Source organism: Streptomyces sp. NPDC031418, assembly GCF_055581605.1.
Genome location: NZ_JBVIJC010000017.1, coordinates 103,716 through 122,131 on the forward strand (window position 1 = coordinate 103,716; position 18,416 = coordinate 122,131).

Sequence of the window (18,416 nt, forward strand, 5' to 3'; positions counted from 1 at the left end):
GCTGATGCGTCCATGGGTGTCTCCCTCTCGTCCCCGGAAAAGGGGATTTCGCTCGTCACGGTCGACTTCCCGCCGGTGAACGCACTGCCGGTGGCCGGCTGGTCCGCGCTGGCCGCGGCCGTGCGCACGGCGGGCCGCGATCCGGGGGTCCGGTGCGTGGTCCTGGCCGCGGAGGGCCGCGGGTTCAACGCGGGCGTGGACATCAAGGAGATACAGGCGGCCGGGCAGCGGGCGCTGATCGGCGCCAACCACGGCTGCGCGGACGCCTTCGCGGCGGTGTACGAGTGCGAGACCCCCGTCGTGGCGGCGGTGCACGGCTTCTGCCTGGGCGGCGGGATAGGGCTGGTGGGCAACGCGGACGCGATCGTGGCCAGCGAGGACGCCGTCTTCGGGCTGCCCGAGCTGGACCGGGGCGCGCTGGGCGCCGCCACCCATCTCGCCCGGCTGGTCCCGCAGCACCTGATGCGCGCCCTGTACTACACCGGGCGTACGGCGAGCGCCGCCGAGCTGCACCGGCACGGCTCGGTGTGGCGGGTGGTGCCGCGTGCGGGGCTGCGGGCGGCGGCCCTGGAGCTGGCCCGGGAGATCGCCGCCAAGGACGGGCGGCTGCTGCGGATGGCCAAGGCCGCGATCAACGGCATCGATCCGGTCGACGTGCGCCGCAGTTACCGCTTCGAGCAGGGCTTCACCTTCGAGGCCAACCTCAGCGGCCTGGCCGACCGGGTCCGCGACACGTTCGGGAAGGAGGGTGCGTAGATGGCCGACAAGACGATGACCGCCGAGGAGGTGGCCGGCCGGCTGGCGAGCGGCATGACGCTCGGCATCGGCGGCTGGGGCTCCCGGCGTAAGCCGATGGCCCTGGTCAGGGCGCTGCTGCGGACGGGGATCAGCGACCTCACGGTCGTGTCGTACGGCGGTCCGGACGTCGGGATGCTGGCCGCCGCCGGCCGGATCCGCAGGCTGGTCACCGCCTTTGTCACCCTCGACTCGATCCCGCTGGAGCCGCACTACCGGGCGGCCCGTGAGCGGGGGGCCTTCGAACTGACGGAGATCGACGAGGCGATGTTCCTGTGGGGGCTGCGCGCGGCCGCGAACCGGCTGCCGTTCCTGCCGGTCCGGGCGGGTCTCGGCTCGGACGTGATGCGGGTCAACCCGGGCCTGAGGACGGTCACGTCTCCGTACGAGGACGGGGAGACGTTCGCCGCCATGCCCGCCCTGCGCCTGGACGCCGCCCTGGTGCACCTCAACCGCGCCGACCGCCAGGGCAACGGCCAGTATCTGGGCCCGGACCCGTACTTCGACGACCTGTTCTGCGCCGCGGCGGACCGCGCCTATGTGTCCTGCGAGCGGATCGTCGACACGGCCGAGCTGACCAAGGCGGCAGCCCCGCAGACCCTGCTGGTCGGGCGGCATCTGGTGACCGGGGTGGTGGAGGCACCGGGCGGCGCCCACTTCACCTCCTGCGCCCCGGACTACGGCCGGGACGAGGCGTTCCAGAAGCGGTACGCGACAGCTGACTGGCCCCGGTTCGCGGCGCGTTATCTGGCCGGGGACGAGCGCGCCTACCGGGCGGCCGTCGAGGAGGGGTCATGAGCGAGGCCGTAGCCACCGGACGCGGGCTCGTCTCCCGTGCCGAGTACTGCGTCATCGCCTGCGCCGAGGCCTGGCGGGGCGCGGGCGAGATCCTGGCGAGCCCGATGGGCCTGGTCCCGTCCGTCGGCGCCCGGCTCGCCAGACGGACCTTCGCGCCGGATCTGCTGCTGACCGACGGGGAGGCGCAGCTCGTGGGCCCGGACGGCACCGTCGAGGGCTGGCTGCCGTACCGCAGGCATCTGGAACTGGTCACCGGGGGCCGGCGGCACGTGATGATGGGCGCGAGCCAGATCGACCGGTACGGCAACCAGAACATCTCCTGCATCGGCGACTGGGCGAGGCCGGCCCGGCAGCTGCTCGGGGTGCGCGGGGCGCCGGTCAACACGCTCAACCACCCGGCGAGTTACTGGATCCCGAAGCATTCCCGGCGGGTCTTCGTCGAGAAGGTCGACATGGTGTGCGGGGTGGGGTACGACCGGGCGGCCGGTGCGCCCTACCACCGCATCCCACGGGTCGTCTCCGACCTCGGCGTCTTCGACTTCGCCACGCCGGACCGCACCATGCGGCTGGTCTCGGTGCATCCGGGCGTGACGGTGGACCAGGTCCGGGAGGCGACCGGGTTCGAGCTGGTGATCCCGGACGGGGTGCCGCAGACCCGTGAGCCGACCGCCGCCGAACTGCGCCTGATCCGCGAGGTGATCGATCCCGGCAACACCCGGGCCAGGGAGGTTCCGGCCTGATGGACACGGCACTGACCCGGCTGGTCGGGGTCCGGCATCCGGTGGTGCAGACCGGCATGGGCTGGGTGGCCGGCCCCCGGCTGGTCTCGGCGGCGGCGAACGCGGGCGCGCTCGGCATCCTGGCGTCCGCGACGATGACACCGGACCGGTTACGCGAGGCGATACGGGAGGTGCGGTCCCGTACCGACGCCCCGTTCGGGGTGAACCTGCGGGCCGACGCGGGCGACGCGGCGGACCGCGTGGAGATCATGCTGGCGGAGGGCGTCCGGGTGGCCTCCTTCGCCCTCGCGCCCTCGCGTGAGCTGATCGCCGCGCTGAAGGAGGCCGGGGTCGTGGTCATCCCGTCCGTCGGGGCGCGACGGCACGCGGAGAAGGTGGCCGCGTGGGGTGCGGACGCGGTGATCGTGCAGGGCGGCGAGGGCGGCGGGCATACCGGCGAGGTGGCGACGACCGTGCTGTTGCCGCAGGTGGTGGACGCGGTGCGGATACCGGTGGTGGCGGCGGGCGGCTTCTTCGACGGGCGGGGCCTGGTCGCGGCGCTGGCGTACGGGGCGGCCGGGGTGGCGATGGGCACCCGGTTCCTGCTCACCTCCGACTCGACGGTGCCGGAGCCGGTGCGGGCCCGGTATCTGGCGGCGACGGTCCGGGACGTCACGGTCACCCGGGCGGTGGACGGCCTGCCGCACCGGATGCTGCGCTCGGATCTCGTGGACGCGCTGGAGCGGTCGGGCCGGATACGGACCTTCGCGCACGCGGTGCGGCGGGCGGCCGGCTTCCGGCGGCTGTCGGGGCTGACCTGGCGGCAACTGGTCCGCGACGGCCTCGCCCTCCGCCACGGCAAGGAGCTGTCCTGGAGCCAGCTGCTGCTCGCCGCGAACACCCCGATGCTGCTGAAGTCCGCGATGGTGGACGGCCGTACGGACCTCGGGGTGATGGCGGCCGGGCAGGTCGCCGGGGTGATCGACGACCTCCCGTCGTGCGCGGAACTGGTGGAACGGATCATGACGGAAGCGGAGGAGGTGCTGAAGCATGTGGGCGGGCTCGGAGAGGTCCAGTGACCGCCGATCGCCTCGAAGCCCGTCCGGTGACCGCCGCCCGCCGACCTGGGCGGGCTCGGAGAGGTCCAGTGACCGCCGCCCACCTCGAAGCCCGTCCGGTGACCGCCGTCCGGCTCACAGACGCTCGATGATCGTCACGTTCGCCTGTCCCCCGCCCTCGCACATCGTCTGGAGGCCGTAGCGGCCGCCGGTGCGTTCCAGTTCGTGCAGGAGGGTGGTCATCAGGCGGGCGCCGGTCGCGCCGAGGGGGTGGCCGAGGGCGATCGCTCCGCCGTTGACGTTGACCCGGTCGGGGTCGGCGCCGGTCTCCTTCAGCCAGGCCAGGACGACAGGCGCGAAGGCCTCGTTGATCTCGACCAGGTCGATCGCGTCGATGGTCAGGCCGGTCTTCCGCAGGGCGTGCGCGGTGGCCGGGATGGGCGCGGACAGCATCCGGATGGGGTCCTCGCCGCGGACGGAGAGGTGGTGGACGCGGGCGCGGGGGCGCAGGCCGTGCGCGCGGACGGCCCGCTCCGAGGCGAGCAGCAGGGCGGCCGCGCCGTCGGAGACCTGGGAGGAGCAGGCGGCGGTGATGGTGCCGCCGTCGAGGACGGGCTTCAGCGCGGCCATCTTCTCCAGGGAGGTGTCCCGGCGCGGCCCCTCGTCCACCGCGACCCTGCCGTAGGGGACGGTCTCGCGGTCGAAGCGGCCGGTGTCGAGGGCCCGCAGCGCCCGCCGGTGCGAGCGCAGGGCGAACTCCTCCTGGTCCGCGCGGCTGATGCCCCACTGCGCGGCGATCATCTCGGCGCCGGCGAACTGGTTGACGGGCTGGTCGCCGTACCGGGCACGCCAGCCGGTGCTGCCGAGGAAGGGGCCGTCGGTCAGGCCGAGCGGAACGGCGGCCTGGCGGGAGGCGAAGGCGATGGGTATCCGGGACATGTTCTGCACCCCGCCGGCGACCACCAGGTCCTGGGTGCCGGAGAGCACGGCCTGCGCGGCGAAGTGCACGGCCTGCTGGGAGGATCCGCACTGCCGGTCGACGGTGACGCCCGGCACCTCCTCGGGCAGCCCCGCGGCCAGCCAGCAGGTGCGGGCGATGTCCCCGGCCTGCGGGCCCACCGCGTCCAGGCAGCCGAAGACGACGTCCTCGACGGCGGCCGGGTCGATCCCGGTCCGCTCCATCAGCGCCGTGAGGACATGCCCGCCCAGGTCGGCCGGGTGGGCCTCGCTGAGCCCTCCCCCGCGCCGCCCGACCGGTGTGCGGACCGCTTCGACGATATAGGCCTCGGCCATGCTGACTCCCGCAGCAGGAAGGGGTGTTGCCACCCGTGTCATTCGCGTACGGCGATCCCGTCCAGCACCATCGACAGATACTGGCGGGCGATCTCCTCGGGGCTGTGCTGTCCGCCGGGCCGGTACCAGGAGGCGGCGACCCAGACGGTGTCGCGCACGAACCGGTAGGTGAGCCGGACGTCCAGGTCGGCGCGGAAGACCCGTTCGGCGACCCCGCGTTCGAGCGTGGACAGCCAGGCCTTCTCGAACCGGCGCTGGGACTCGGCGAGGAAGGCGAACCGGTCCTGGGCGACGAGCTGTCGGCTCTCCTTCTGGTAGATCGCGACGGCGGCGCGGTGCCGGTCGATCTCCCGGAAGGACTCGGTGACCAGCGCCTCCAGCGTCTGCCGGGGGCCGAGGCCGGAGGCGAGGACGGTGTCGTAGCCGTCCCACAGCTCGTCCAGGAAGGTCCGGAGGATCTCCTCGAGCATCGACTCCTTGGAGTCGAAGTGGTAGTAGAGGCTGCCCGCGAGCATCCCGGCATGGTCGGCGATCTTGCGGACGGTGGTGGCGTTGTAGCCATGCTCGGCGAAGACCTCGGCGGCGGTGCTGAGGAGTTCGCCGCGCCGGGCCGCGGCCGCGGTCACCTGGGGCTTCTTCTTGGTCGACACGCACCCATTGTGGTCCTAGGGGTGCTGGCTGCTGACGGCGACGACCTCGCCGGTCATGTACGAGGAGTAGCCGGAGGCGAGGAAGACGATCACGTTGGCCACCTCCCAGGGCTCGGCGTACCGGCCGAAGGCCTCACGCTCGGTCAGTTCCTCGAGGAGTTCGGCGGTGGTGACCTTCACCAGGTGCGGGTGCAGGGCGAGGCTGGGCGCGACCGCGTTGACCCGCACCCCGTAGGCGGCGGCCTCGACGGCCGCGCACCGGGTCAGGGCCATCACCCCGGCCTTGGCGGCGGCGTAGTGGGCCTGCCCGGCCTGGGCGCGCCAGCCGACGACGGAGGCGTTGTTGACGATGACCCCGCCGCCGCTCTCCCGCATGGCGCGCAGGGCGGCGCGGGTGCAGCGGAAGGTGCCGCCCAGGGTCACGTCCAGGACCCGGTTCCACTGTTCGTCGGTCATGTCGGCGAGGGCCGAAGTGCCGCCGAGTCCGGCGTTGTTGACGACGATGTCCAGCCGGCCGTGCCGGGCCACGGCCGTGTCGAACAGCGTGTGCACCTGGGCCTCGTCGGTGACGTCGCAGGGCACGGCGGTGACCGCGCCGGGGAAGCGGCGGCCCAGTTCCGCCTCCTGTTCCTTCAGCCGGCGCGCATGGGCGTCGCTGATCAGCACCCGCGCGCCCTCCTCCAGGAAGCGGCGCGCGGTCGCCCCGCCGATGCCGGTGCCGGCCGCGGCGGTGATGACGGCGGTGCGGTCCTTCAGCAGTCCGTGCCCGGGCACATAGGCCGGGCTCTCGACGCCTGTCATAGGGCCACGCTAACCTACCAAACACTTGTTAGGGAAGGACGGTGACGGGGACCGTGGACCTGACCCACTCGAAGGCCGACGAGGAGTTCCGTGCCGAGGCGCGGGCCTGGCTGGCCGCCCATGTGCCGCGCACCCCGCTGCCGTCCCTGGAGACGGCGGAGGGCTTCGCCGCCCATCGCGCCTGGGAGGCCGAACTGGCCGCGGACCGCTGGTCGGTGGTGTCATGGCCGGAGCGGTACGGCGGGCGGGACGCCGGGCTGCTGCGCTGGCTGGTCTTCGAGGAGGAGTACTGGGCGGCGGGCGCGCCGGGCCGGGTCGGCCAGAACGGCGTCAGCCTGCTCGCGCCGACCCTCTTCGACCACGGCACCCGGGAGCAGCGCGCGCGGGTGCTGCCGCCGATGGCCACCGGCGAGGTCGTCTGGGCCCAGGCCTGGTCGGAGCCCGGGGCCGGCTCGGATCTGGCCGCGCTCAGCTCGAGGGCCGTACGGACGGCGGGCGGCTGGCTGCTCAGCGGGCAGAAGACCTGGTCGTCGCGGGCGGCCTTCGCCGACCGGGCCTTCGGCCTGTTCCGCAGCGAGCCGCGGGCCGGCAAGCCGCACCAGGGGCTGACCTATCTGATGTTCGACCTGCGCTCCCCCGGTGTCACCGTCCGCCCGGTGGCCCGTCTCGACGGCAAGCCGGCCTTCGCCGAGCTGTTCCTGGACGAGGTGTTCGTGCCGGACGAGGACGTGATCGGCGAGCCCGGCGAGGGCTGGCGGATCGCGATGTCCACGGCGGGCAACGAACGCGGGCTCACCCTGCGCTCCCCGGGCCGATATCTGGCCGCGGCGGACCGGCTGCTCGGCCTCTGGCGGGCGCGCGGCCGCCCGGAGCACCTGCGGCAGCGGGTGACCGACGCCCTGGTCGGCGCCCGCGCCTACCAGCTGTTCACCTACGCGGCCGCCTGCCGCTTCCTGGACGGCGCCCGGCTCGGCCCGGAGTCCAGCGTGAACAAGGTGTTCTGGTCCGAGCTGGACCTCGCGCTGCACGAGACGGCGCTCGATCTGCTGGACGGGGAGGGCGAGTTCGCGGACACGGCCTGGGCGGAGGGCTATGTCTTCGCGCTCGCCGGGCCCATCTACGCGGGCACGAACGAGATCCAGCGCGACATCATCGCCGAGCGGCTGCTCGGCCTGCCGAAGGGACGCCGCTGATGCGCTTCCTCCTGGACCCCGAGCAGCGCGCCTTCGCGGCCACCCTGGACCGGATGCTGACGGCCGCGGACACCTCGGCGGTGATCCGCGACTGGACCCGCGGCGACCGGGCGCGCGGGCGTGCGCTGTGGGCGCGGCTCGCCGAGGCGGGGGTGTTCGCTCTCGCGGTGCCGGAGGGGTACGGCGGTCTGGGCCGGCGCCCGGTGGACCTGGCGGTCGCCTTCACCGAGCTGGGGCGGCACGCGGTCCCGGGCCCGCTGGCGGAGACGGTCGCGGCGGCCGTGCTCCTGGCCGGTCCCGGCACGGCCGGGCGGTTCCTGCCCGGGCTCGCGGCAGGGACGGAGATGGCGACGGTGGCGGCGCCCGGCGGATACGCGCTGGACGGCGACGCGGCCACGCTCCGGCTGCTGCCCACCCCCGAGGGGCTGCGGCTGTCCACCACCGCAGGGCCGGTCCGCCGCAGCCTCGACCCGGCCCGCCGGCACACCCCGCTGGCCCCGGACGGGGAGCTGCTCACCGCCGGGCTGCCCCCTCCGGAGGCCCTGGTCTGGGCCCGGCTGGCCACCGCCGCCCAGGCCCTCGGCACCGGACTCGCGCTGCTGGACCGGACCGTCGCCCATGTCCGCCGGCGCACCCAGTTCGGCGTGCCCGTGGGCTCCTTCCAGGCGGTCAAGCACCGGCTTGCGGACGCCAGGACCGCCCTGGAGTTCGCCCGCCCCCTGCTCTTCGGCGCGGCGGTGTCGCTGCGCCCGGCGGACGTGGCCGCGGCCAAGCTGGCGGCCTGCGAGGCGGCGTACACCACGGCCCGTACGGCGCTGCACCTGCACGGCGCGATCGGCTACACGGCGGAGTACGACCTGTCCCTGTGGCTGACCCGGGCCCGCGCCCTGCGCTCGGCGTGGGGCACCCCTGAGGAGTGCCGGGCGGTGTTCCTCGACGACGCGCTCGGCAGACCGGCGAGCGGGTGAGCGAGGGTGCGAGGGTGCGGACATGCGACGACGCCTGCCCAGGCGTCCGGTCGGGGACAGTTGGGCAGGCGCCGTTCGGTGTTCCGCACGCCGTTGTGCGGGACGTCTCAGGGGTGCCGTCAGACCGCCAGGGCGCGGTCCGTCGGGCGGATCGGGGCCGGCAGGTCGCTGGCACCGGTCAGGTAGCGGTCGACTCCGCGGGCGGCCGAGCGGCCTTCCGCGATCGCCCACACGATCAGGGACTGGCCGCGGCCGGCGTCACCGGCGACGAACACACCCGGCACGTTGGTCTGGAAGTCGGCGTCGCGGGCGATGTTACCGCGTTCGTCGAGGTCTAGACCAAACTGGTCCACCAGGCCGTTCTCCCGGTCGGTGCCGGTGAAGCCCATGGCGAGGGTGACCAGCTGGGCGGGGATCTTGCGCTCGGTGCCCGGCTTCGGGGTCAGCTTGCCGTCGACGAACTCCACCTCGCTGAGGTGCAGCCACTGGACGTTGCCGTCCTCGTCGCCCTCGAAGTGGGTGGTGGAGACCGAGTAGACGCGGTCGCCGCCCTCCTCGTGGGCGCTGGTCACCTTGTAGAGCATCGGGAAGGTGGGCCACGGCTGGCTGGCCGGGTTCCGCTCCTCGCTCGGGCGGGGCATGATCTCCAGCTGGGTGACGGAGGCCGCGCCCTGCCGGTGGGCGGTGCCCACGCAGTCCGCACCGGTGTCACCGCCGCCGATCACGACGACGTGCTTGCCCTCGGCCGAGATGGGCGCGGTGACGTAGTCGCCCTCCTGCACCTTGTTCGCCAGGGGCAGGTACTCCATCGCCTGGTAGATGCCCTTGAGCTCGCGGCCCGGCACCGGCAGGTCACGCGCGGTCGTGGCACCGGCGGCGATCACGATCGCGTCGTACCGCTTCTTCAGGTCGCGCGCGTTGATGTCGCGGCCGATCTCCACCCCGGTCCGGAAGCGGGTGCCCTCCGCGCGCATCTGCTCGATACGGCGGTTGATGTGCCGCTTCTCCATCTTGAACTCGGGGATGCCGTAGCGGAGGAGGCCTCCGATGCGGTCCGCGCGCTCGTAGACGGCGACCGTGTGGCCGGCCCGGGTCAGCTGCTGGGCGGCGGCGAGACCCGCCGGGCCCGAGCCGATGACCGCGACCGTCTTGCCGGACAGGCGCTCGGGGATCTGCGGGGCGACGTCCCCGGTCTCCCACGCCTTGTCGATGATCGAGACCTCGACGTTCTTGATGGTGACCGGCGGCTGGTTGATACCGAGCACGCACGCCGACTCACAGGGGGCGGGGCAGAGGCGACCGGTGAACTCCGGGAAGTTGTTGGTCGCGTGCAGCCGCTCCTGGGCGGCCGCCCAGTCCTCGCGGTAGGCGTAGTCGTTCCACTCGGGGATCAGGTTCCCCAGCGGACAGCCGTTGTGGCAGAACGGGATGCCGCAGTCCATGCACCGGCTGGCCTGCTTGCTGATGATCGGCAGCAGCGAGCCGGGGACGTAGACCTCGTTCCAGTCCTTGACGCGCTCGGCGACGGGACGGGTCTTGGCGACCTCACGGCCGTGGTTCAGGAAGCCCTTCGGGTCAGCCATTGATCGCCGCCTCCATCATCTTCTCGGTGATCTCGGTCTCGGACAGACCGGCTCGCTCGGCGGCGTCCTTGGCGGCGAGCACTGCCTTGTACGTGCTGGGGATGATCTTGCTGAACCGCTGCACGGCCGTGTCCCAGTCGGCGAGCAGCTTCTCGGCGACCGTCGAGCCGGTCTCCTCGGCGTGGCGGCGCACCACGTCGTGCAGCCACTGCTTGTCGGTGTCGTCCAGCGCCTCGACCGCGTCGGCGTTGCCGGCGTTGACGTTGTCCGGGTCCAGGTCGATGACGTAGGCGATACCGCCGGACATGCCCGCCGCGAAGTTGCGGCCGGTCGGGCCGAGGACGACCGCGTGGCCACCGGTCATGTACTCGCAGCCGTGGTCGCCCACGCCCTCGGAGACGACCAGCGCGCCGGAGTTGCGGACGCAGAACCGCTCACCGGTGCGGCCGCGCAGGAACAGCTCGCCGCCGGTCGCGCCGTAGCCGATGGTGTTGCCCGCGATGACCGAGTACTCGGCGAGGTGGTCGGCGGCCCGGTCCGGGCGGACGATGACACGGCCGCCCGAGAGGCCCTTGCCGACGTAGTCGTTGGCGTCGCCCTCCAGGCGCAGCGTGACACCGCGAGGCAGGAAGGCGCCGAAGGACTGGCCGGCCGAACCGGTGAAGGTGATGTCGATGGTGTCGTCGGGCAGGCCCGCACCGCCGAACTTCTTCGTCACCTCGTGGCCGAGCATGGTGCCGACCGTGCGGTTGATGTTGCGGATGGCGACCTGGGCGCGCACCGGCTGGGCCTCGGTGGCGTCACCGGCGGCGAGGGCGTCGGCGGCGAGCTTGATCAGCTCGTTGTCCAGCGCCTTCTCCAGGCCGTGGTCCTGCTCGACCACCTGGTGGCGCACCGCGCCCTCGGGCAGCGACGGCACGTGGAACAGCGGCTCCAGGTCCAGGCCCTGCGCCTTCCAGTGGTCGACGGCACGGGCGACGTCGAGCGCCTCGGCGTGGCCGACGGCCTCCTCGATGGAGCGGAAGCCCAGCTCGGCGAGGATCTCGCGGACCTCCTGCGCGATGAACTGGAAGAAGTTCACCACGTACTCGGCCTTGCCGGCGAAGCGGTCGCGCAGCACCGGGTTCTGGGTGGCGATGCCGACCGGGCAGGTGTCCAGGTGGCAGACGCGCATCATCACGCAGCCGGAGACGACGAGCGGAGCGGTCGCGAAACCGAACTCCTCGGCGCCGAGCAGCGCGGCGATGACCACGTCACGGCCGGTCTTCAGCTGGCCGTCGGTCTGCACGACGATACGGTCGCGCAGGCCGTTGAGCAGCAGGGTCTGCTGGGTCTCGGCGAGGCCCAGCTCCCAGGGACCGCCGGCGTGCTTCAGCGAGGTGAGCGGCGAGGCGCCCGTACCGCCGTCGTGGCCGGAGATCAGGACGACGTCCGCGTGCGCCTTGGACACACCGGCCGCGACCGTGCCGACGCCGACCTCGGAGACCAGCTTCACGTGAATCCGCGCCTGCGGGTTCGCGTTCTTCAGGTCGTGGATCAGCTGGGCCAGGTCCTCGATGGAGTAGATGTCGTGGTGCGGCGGCGGCGAGATCAGGCCGACGCCCGGCGTCGAGTGACGCGTCTTGGCGACCCACGGGTAGACCTTGTGGCCGGGCAGCTGGCCGCCCTCGCCGGGCTTGGCGCCCTGGGCCATCTTGATCTGGATGTCGTCCGCGTTGACCAGGTACTCGGAGGTGACGCCGAAGCGGCCGGAGGCGACCTGCTTGATCGCCGAGCGGCGCGCCGGGTCGTACAGGCGCTCCGGGTCCTCGCCGCCCTCACCGGTGTTGGACTTGCCGCCCAGCTGGTTCATGGCGATGGCGAGGGTCTCGTGCGCCTCCTTGGAGATGGAGCCGTACGACATGGCGCCGGTGGAGAAGCGCTTGACGATCTCGGAGACCGGCTCGACCTCGTCGACGGGGATCGGCGCGCGGTCGGACTTGAAGCCGAAGAGTCCGCGGAGCGTCATGAGCCGCTCGGACTGCTCGTTCACGCGCTCCGTGTACTTCTTGAAGATGTCGTAGCGGCCGCTGCGCGTGGAGTGCTGGAGGCGGAAGACCGTCTCCGGGTCGAACAGGTGCGGCTCGCCCTCGCGGCGCCACTGGTACTCGCCGCCGATCTCCAGCGCGCGGTGCGCCGGGGCGATGCCGGAGGCCGGGTAGGCCTTGGCGTGCCGGGCGGCGACCTCCTGGGCGATGACGTCGATGCCGACGCCGCCGATCTTGGTGGCGGTGCCGTTGAAGTACTTCTCCACGAAGGTCTCGTCCAGGCCGACGGCCTCGAAGACCTGGGCGCCGCGGTAGGAGGCGACGGTGGAGATGCCCATCTTCGACATGACCTTCAGCACGCCCTTGCCGAGGGCGTAGATCAGGTTCTTGATGGCCTGCTCCGGCTCGATGCCGTCGATGAAGGTGCCCGCGCGCAGCAGGTCCTCGACCGACTCCATGGCCAGGTACGGGTTGACGGCGGCGGCGCCGTAGCCGATCAGCAGGGCGACGTGGTGGACCTCGCGGACGTCACCGGCCTCGACCAGCAGGCCCACGTGGGTGCGCTGCTTGGTGCGGATGAGGTGGTGGTGGACGGCCGCGGTGAGCAGCAGCGACGGGATCGGCGCGTGCTCGGCGTCGGAGTGGCGGTCGGACAGGACGATCAGCCGGGCGCCGTTCTCGATGGCGGCGTCGGCCTCGGCGCAGATCTCCTCGATCCGCGCGGCGAGGGAGTCGCCGCCGCCGCTCACCCGGTACAGACCGGACAGGGTCGCGGCCTTGAAGCCGGGCATGTCGCCGTCGGCGTTGATGTGGATGAGCTTGGCCAGCTCGTCGTTGTCGATGACCGGGAAGGGCAGCACGACGGACCGGCAGGAGGCGGCGGTCGGCTCGAGCAGGTTGCCCTCCGGGCCCAGCGAGCTGCGCAGCGAGGTGACCAGTTCCTCGCGGATCGCGTCCAGCGGCGGGTTGGTGACCTGCGCGAACAGCTGGGTGAAGTAGTCGAAGAGCAGACGCGGGCGCTCGGACAGGGCCGCGATCGGCGAGTCCGTGCCCATGGAGCCGATCGGCTCGGCGCCGGTGCGGGCCATCGGGGCGAGGATGACGCGCAGCTCTTCCTCGGTGTAGCCGAAGGTCTGCTGGCGGCGGGTGACCGAGGCGTGCGTGTGCACGATGTGCTCGCGCTCGGGCAGGTCGCTCAGCTCGATCTCGCCGGTCTCCAGCCACTCGGCGTACGGCTGCTCGGCGGCGAGGGCCGCCTTGATCTCGTCGTCCTCGATGATGCGGTGCTCGGCGGTGTCGACGAGGAACATCTTGCCGGGCTGGAGGCGGCCCTTGCGGACGACCTTGGCCGGGTCGATGTCGAGGACGCCGACCTCGGAGCCGAGGACGACGAGGCCGTCGTCGGTGACCCAGTAGCGGCCGGGGCGCAGACCGTTGCGGTCGAGCACGGCGCCGACCTGGGTGCCGTCGGTGAAGGTGACACAGGCCGGGCCGTCCCAGGGCTCCATCATCGTGGAGTGGAAGCCGTAGAAGGCGCGCCGGGCGGGGTCCATGGAGTCGTGGTTCTCCCACGCCTCCGGAATCATCATCAGCACGGAGTGCGGCAGCGACCGGCCACCCAGGTGCAGCAGCTCCAGCACCTCGTCGAAGGAGGCGGAGTCGGAGGCGTCCGGGGTGCAGACCGGGAAGATGCGCGAGAGGTCGCCGTCGCCGAACAGGTCGGAGGCCAGCTGCGACTCGCGGGCGACCATCCAGTTGCGGTTGCCCTTGACGGTGTTGATCTCACCGTTGTGGGCGACGAAGCGGTACGGGTGCGCGAGCGGCCACGACGGGAAGGTGTTCGTGGAGAAGCGCGAGTGGACGAGCGCGATCGCGGAGCCGAAGCGGCGGTCGGACAGGTCGGGGAAGAAGGGCTCCAGCTGGCCGGTGGTCAGCATGCCCTTGTACACGATCGTGCGCGCGGAGAGCGACGGGAAGTAGACACCGGCCTCGCGCTCGGCGCGCTTGCGCAGCACGAAGGCCTTGCGGTCCAGCGCGATGCCCTCGCTGGCGTGGTCGGTCACGAAGATCTGCCGGAAGGCCGGCATGGTGGAGCGGGCGGTGGCGCCGAGCAGCTCCGGGGCGACCGGGACCTCGCGCCAGCCGAGGACCGTCAGGCCCTCCTCGGCCGCGATCGTCTCGATCTTCGAGACGGCGTCCTCGGTGCCGTCCTCCGGCAGGAAGGCGACGCCTACCGCGTAGGAGCCGGCGGCGGGAAGGTCGAATCCGGCCACCTCACGGAAGAAGGCGTCCGGCACCTGACAGAGGATGCCCGCGCCGTCGCCCGAGTCGGGCTCGGAGCCGGTGGCACCGCGGTGCTCCAGGTTGCGCAGCACGGTGAGTGCCTGCTCGACCAGCGTGTGGGACGCCTCGCCGGTAAGGGTGGCGACGAAACCGACGCCACAGGCGTCGCGTTCGTTGCGGGGGTCGTACATACCCTGCGCAGCAGGGCGAGCATCCATGAACGACCAGTTCTGGCCATTCGCGGAGTGCTGGGACGGCTGGCGCGGCGTACGCATCGGCTCTCCCGTCGTCGTCATGAGGCATGTGGCAGGTGCCGAGGGACGACGTTGGCCCTCTGCGTGAGATGCAAAATTTCGTGCAGGTTACATGATGGAGCGTTTCTCGGGAAGCGGGATACTCCGTTCCACCATGTGGACGCCACGGGTCCGTGGCCGGTGCCGCGCGAGGGCGGCGGGGGTACCGCGCGAGGCGGCAGGGCGCCGCACGGGGCGGCTGTGTGCCGCGCGGTGGCGGCGGACGTGTAAGAGGGGACCGCTGCGGACGAGATCGGTCGGATCGGTGTCCGTCGGCGGCCCGGAAGGCGGCGGGGGGAGCGTCGTCGGCTCACCCCGCGGGGGTGCGGCGGGCGTCATTGCCCACAGTGCTTACGGCTCATGCCCGGTGGTCACGCAGTCGAAACCAGCGAGTAACGGCTATTTATGCGGCCCAACGCATAAGTACCGGACGCTTATCCTACGGCCGTTCCGAACAGGCTGCCCAGGACGTACGTCACACCGGCCGCGGCACCGCCCAGCGCGAGCTGCCGCAGACCGCTGTACCACCAGGTCCGCGCGGTCACCTTGGCCACCACGGCACCGCAGGCGAACAGCCCCACGAGGGCGAGCAGCAGGGCGGGCCACAGGGCGGTCGCACCGAGCAGGAACGGCAGTACGGGCAGCAGGGCGCCCAGGGCGAAGGAGCCGAAGGACGACACGGCCGCGACCAGCGGCGACGGCAGATCGCTCGGGTCGATGCCCAGCTCCTCGCGGGCGTGGATCTCCAGCGCCTGCTCGGGGTCCTTGGACAGCTGCCGGGCCACCTCGCGGGCCAGCTGCGGCTCGACCCCGCGGGAGACATAGAGGGCGGCCAGCTCGTCCTCCTCGTCCTGCGGGTGCTTGCGCAGCTCACGCCGTTCGACGTCGAGTTCGGCCTCGACGAGTTCGCGCTGCGAGGCGACCGAGGTGTACTCGCCGGCCGCCATGGAGAAGGCGCCGGCGGCAAGGCCCGCGAGCCCGGTGAGGACGATCGTCTGATGGCTCACGGCACCGCCGGCCACACCGGTCATCAGCGCGAGGTTGGAGACCAGGCCGTCCATCGCACCGAAGACGGCGGGCCGCAGCCAGCCGCCGTTGACATCGCGGTGGGTGTGGTTGTCGCGGTGCGCCTCGTGCAGCGCGGCGGTGGTTTCGATGATGGCCATGCGGGCCCCCCGGGATAGCTTAGCCAAAGCTAACTTTGGACGAGTTCTACTTTTCGACTACAGGAAATCTACGCCGATCCGGTGCCCCCCGCCAGCAAGGAAAGGCTGGGCTAACCTGCGCTTTCTCCGTGACGTGCGCATCGGAGCCCCCTGCTTCCCGGGTGCGCGAGCGGGTGAACCCGGCCCCTCGACCGGCTCGGTGCGAGGCCCCCCGGGGGACACATCCGCAAAGGGTTTCCCCGGCACGGAGCCCGCGCGGTGCCGCCCCCAAGGAGGCCGTCCATGGCATCGATCGCCTGCTTGCCCCCGCTCCCCGCGCCCGGGGACGCCACCGGTCCGCGCGCCCGGGCCCGTGGCGCCCTGCTGGGGCTGGCCGTGGGCGACGCGATGGGCGCCCCCGCCGAGAACCTCAGGCCCTCCGAGATCCGCGCCCGCTGGGGCCGCATCACCGGTTATGTCACCGAGGACCCGTGCGGCACGGACGACACCGAGTACGCGATCCTCTCCGGCCTGCTGCTGGCCCGGCACGGCTCGGCGCTCACCCCGGCCCATGTGGAGGCGGCCTGGCACGAGTGGATCGCCGACCGGGCCGAGGGCCCCTTCCGGGGCGCGGGCTTCAGCGAGCGCGGCACCCTGGAGAACCTGCGCCGGGGCCTGGCCGCGCCCGTCTCCGCCCAGCACCGCCACGCCTGGAGCGACGGTCTGGCGATGCGCGCGGCGCCCTTCGGCGTCTTCGCCGCGGGACGCCCCGAGGAGGCCGCCCGGCTCGCGGCGATCGACGGCTCGGTCAGCCACGAGGGCGAGGGCATCTACGGCGGCCAGGCGGTCGCCGCCGGGGTCGCGGCGGCGATGGCGGGGGCACCGGTCCCGGTGGTGGTCGCCGCCGCGCTCGCGGTCGTCCCCGAGGACTCCTGGACGGCCCGTTCGCTGCGGCGAGCGGTGGCCGTGGCGCACCGCGGTGAACGGGCGGTGCGCTCCGCGGTCGTCATCGGCGGCTACCCGTGGACGGACCTGGCCCCGGAGGCGGTCGCCCTGGCCTTCGGCGCGTACGCCACCGCCGACGGCGACTTCCGGCAGGCGGTGCTCACGGCCGTCAACATGGGCCGGGACGCCGACACGACGGCGGCGGTGGCGGGCGCCCTGTCCGGTGCGACCCAGGGCGTCTCGGCCATCCCCCCGGACTGGGCCCGACCCATCGGCCCGTCCCGCGGCCGCTGCCTGCCCGCCATGGCGGGCCGCCACATCCTGGACATCGCCGAACTGCTGGTACCCGGGGAACGGGAACACCCTCGGCCACCCGGGGAGGGGGAGCACCTTCGGCCACCCGACGAGCCGGAACGCCGGCGGCCACCCGGTCGCCTGCCGACCGGACACCGGCCGACCCCCGCCTCCCAGCCGCCCGCCCACCAGCCGGCTCCCACCCCGCGACCCACCGAGCCCGGCGGCGGGAGCCCCCTGGTCGCGGTCGGCCAGTCCGCGGAGCACGACAGCGAGGGACGGCCATGAAGCCCCACACGACCAAAAGCCCCTTGGTCGGGCTCGGCACGGGCCACGCCACCGACCGGCCCACCCACCCCGGCAACACCGGCCGCCTCATCAGGCTCGGCCAGGCCGCAGCGCACGACAGCGAGGCATGCCCATGAAGCCCCGCAGGATCGAGGGCCTCCTGCTCGGGCTCGCCGCGGGCGATGCCGCCGGCTGGCCCGCGGCCCGGCACCGGGCCACCCGGATGCCCGAGTGGACCCGTCGGCTCACCCGCGAACTGGACACCTTCGCCGAGCAGAACGCGACGACCACCCTGCCCGTGCCGATCGCCCTGAACCAGCCCCCCGAGCCGCTCCGCCTCGGCCCCTCCGACGACGCCGAATGGGCCGTGTTCGCCGCGGAGGCGGTGCTGCGGGCCGGTGACGCCGACGCCTTCGGCGCCCCCGGTGACCTCGGTGATCCGGGCGACCTCGGCCGGGAGCGCCGGATGCGCGCCGCGATCGACCTCACCTGGACCGCCGTCGCCGCGGAGGTCGCCGCCGCGGCGGAACGCGCCCCCGAGGTCGAGTCCGCCGTGCTCCCGCTGCGCGCCCGCATCTCCGTCCGCGCCGGCCTCGGCAACCTCGCCGCCGGGCTTCGCCCGCCCGCCACCGGCCACGACAACCCGCACTACTTCGACGACGCGGCCTGCGTGCGCGCCTGTGTGCTCGCGGTGGCCCACCCCGGCGACCCGGGGCGCGCCGCCGCCCTCGCCGAGTTCGACGCCCGCTACACCCAGGACGGCGACGGCGTGCACGGCGCCCGGGCGATGGCCGCGGCGCTCTCCCTCGCCCTCGCCGGCGCGGAACCGGACACCTGTGTGACCGGAGCGCTCGCCGAACTCCCCGCAGACACCGAGATCGGCCGCAACACCCGCCACGCACTCGCCCTCGCCGAGGACACGGAGTCCGCCTTCGCCCTCGTACCACTCCTGGAGCACCAGATCGTCGACCACGTCTACAGCTACGGTGTCGCCGCCGCCGAGACCGTCCCGGTGGCGCTCGCGCTGGCCACCACCGCGCACGGCCGGATCGCCGAGGCCGTGCCCGCCGCCGCCTGTCTCTCCCGGGTCGCCGACTCCGCGCCCGCCCTCGCGGGCGCCCTCACCGGCGCGCTCGGCGGCGGCGCGGCCGTCCCGCAGGCCTGGCGCGACGCCTGCCGCACCCTCTCGGGCTGCACCCTGCCCCGCCTCACCGGCACCGACCTGGTGGAACTCGCCGGACTCCTGGAAGCCGCACAACCGGCCCGGCCAGGGGGATGATTCG

At 73.0% G+C, this 18,416-nt stretch carries 14 protein-coding genes; 8 read left to right on the top strand and 6 right to left on the bottom strand.

All coding sequences use genetic code 11. The features are described 5' to 3' along the window. Positions 1-12 precede the first annotated feature (12 nt). Genes ACZ5CZ_RS25085 through ACZ5CZ_RS25100 form a run of 4 tightly spaced genes read left to right on the top strand, consistent with a single transcriptional unit; the run spans position 13 to position 3,391 of the window. The gene (locus tag ACZ5CZ_RS25085; RefSeq protein ID WP_385843868.1) at positions 13-756 is read left to right on the top strand and encodes an enoyl-CoA hydratase family protein; all 744 of its coding nucleotides are present in this window, start codon (positions 13-15) and stop codon (positions 754-756) included. Further along, the gene (locus tag ACZ5CZ_RS25090; protein WP_468946134.1) at positions 757-1,593 is read left to right on the top strand and encodes a CoA transferase subunit A; all 837 of its coding nucleotides are present in this window, start codon (positions 757-759) and stop codon (positions 1,591-1,593) included. Further along, entirely contained in the window at positions 1,590-2,333 is a 744-nt protein-coding gene (locus tag ACZ5CZ_RS25095; protein WP_468946137.1) for a CoA-transferase subunit beta, read from the top strand. The genes ACZ5CZ_RS25090 and ACZ5CZ_RS25095 overlap by 4 nt, the downstream gene beginning before the upstream one ends. Next, entirely contained in the window at positions 2,333-3,391 is a 1,059-nt protein-coding gene (locus ACZ5CZ_RS25100; protein ID WP_468946139.1) for an NAD(P)H-dependent flavin oxidoreductase, read from the top strand. Before ACZ5CZ_RS25095 ends, ACZ5CZ_RS25100 begins: the two co-directional genes overlap by 1 nt. Before the next feature lie 114 nt (positions 3,392-3,505). Here the strand turns inward: ACZ5CZ_RS25100 and ACZ5CZ_RS25105 are convergent, their stop codons facing one another. The 3 genes from ACZ5CZ_RS25105 to ACZ5CZ_RS25115 are packed head-to-tail and all read right to left on the bottom strand — an operon-like array spanning position 3,506 to position 6,114. Then, positions 3,506-4,663, bottom strand: coding sequence for an acetyl-CoA C-acetyltransferase (locus tag ACZ5CZ_RS25105; RefSeq protein ID WP_385843873.1), 1,158 nt, complete (start codon positions 4,661-4,663; stop codon positions 3,506-3,508). 38 nt (positions 4,664-4,701) lie between these two features. Continuing rightward, positions 4,702-5,313 carry a TetR/AcrR family transcriptional regulator gene (locus tag ACZ5CZ_RS25110; protein ID WP_385843875.1) on the bottom strand — a complete coding sequence of 204 codons (612 nt, stop codon included), beginning with the start codon at positions 5,311-5,313 and terminating at the stop codon, positions 4,702-4,704. Positions 5,314-5,328: 15 nt separating this feature from the next. Further along, positions 5,329-6,114, bottom strand: coding sequence for an SDR family oxidoreductase (locus ACZ5CZ_RS25115; protein WP_468946142.1), 786 nt, complete (start codon positions 6,112-6,114; stop codon positions 5,329-5,331). Positions 6,115-6,167: 53 nt separating this feature from the next. On the opposite strand from ACZ5CZ_RS25115, the gene ACZ5CZ_RS25120 reads away from it, so the two are divergent. Both ACZ5CZ_RS25120 and ACZ5CZ_RS25125 read left to right on the top strand, forming a co-directional pair. Then, complete coding sequence (locus tag ACZ5CZ_RS25120; RefSeq protein WP_468946283.1) at positions 6,168-7,307, top strand: acyl-CoA dehydrogenase family protein; 1,140 nt, start codon at positions 6,168-6,170, stop codon at positions 7,305-7,307. After that, positions 7,307-8,275: an acyl-CoA dehydrogenase family protein gene (locus tag ACZ5CZ_RS25125; protein ID WP_468946145.1), complete on the top strand. Its 969-nt coding sequence runs from the start codon at positions 7,307-7,309 to the stop codon at positions 8,273-8,275. The genes ACZ5CZ_RS25120 and ACZ5CZ_RS25125 overlap by 1 nt, the downstream gene beginning before the upstream one ends. A 119-nt stretch (positions 8,276-8,394) precedes the next feature. Here the strand turns inward: ACZ5CZ_RS25125 and ACZ5CZ_RS25130 are convergent, their stop codons facing one another. The 3 genes from ACZ5CZ_RS25130 to ACZ5CZ_RS25140 all read right to left on the bottom strand — a co-directional run bounded on the left by ACZ5CZ_RS25130 (position 8,395) and on the right by ACZ5CZ_RS25140 (position 15,627). Next, the gene (locus tag ACZ5CZ_RS25130) at positions 8,395-9,858 is read right to left on the bottom strand and encodes a glutamate synthase subunit beta (protein ID WP_468946148.1); all 1,464 of its coding nucleotides are present in this window, start codon (positions 9,856-9,858) and stop codon (positions 8,395-8,397) included. Continuing rightward, complete coding sequence (gltB, locus tag ACZ5CZ_RS25135) at positions 9,851-14,443, bottom strand: glutamate synthase large subunit (RefSeq protein ID WP_468946151.1); 4,593 nt, start codon at positions 14,441-14,443, stop codon at positions 9,851-9,853. The genes ACZ5CZ_RS25130 and gltB overlap by 8 nt, the downstream gene beginning before the upstream one ends. A gap of 452 nt (positions 14,444-14,895) precedes the next feature. Further along, positions 14,896-15,627 (bottom strand): VIT1/CCC1 transporter family protein, encoded by a 732-nt coding sequence (locus ACZ5CZ_RS25140; protein WP_385843881.1) that lies wholly within the window; start codon positions 15,625-15,627, stop codon positions 14,896-14,898. 282 nt (positions 15,628-15,909) lie between these two features. Between ACZ5CZ_RS25140 and ACZ5CZ_RS25145 the strand changes: the two genes are divergently transcribed. Continuing rightward, positions 15,910-17,133, top strand: a complete 1,224-nt coding sequence (locus ACZ5CZ_RS25145) for an ADP-ribosylglycohydrolase family protein (RefSeq protein WP_468946154.1) — start codon at positions 15,910-15,912, stop codon at positions 17,131-17,133. Between the two features lie 133 nt (positions 17,134-17,266). Continuing rightward, positions 17,267-18,412 (top strand): ADP-ribosylglycohydrolase family protein, encoded by a 1,146-nt coding sequence (locus ACZ5CZ_RS25150; RefSeq protein WP_468946286.1) that lies wholly within the window; start codon positions 17,267-17,269, stop codon positions 18,410-18,412. Positions 18,413-18,416 lie beyond the last annotated feature (4 nt).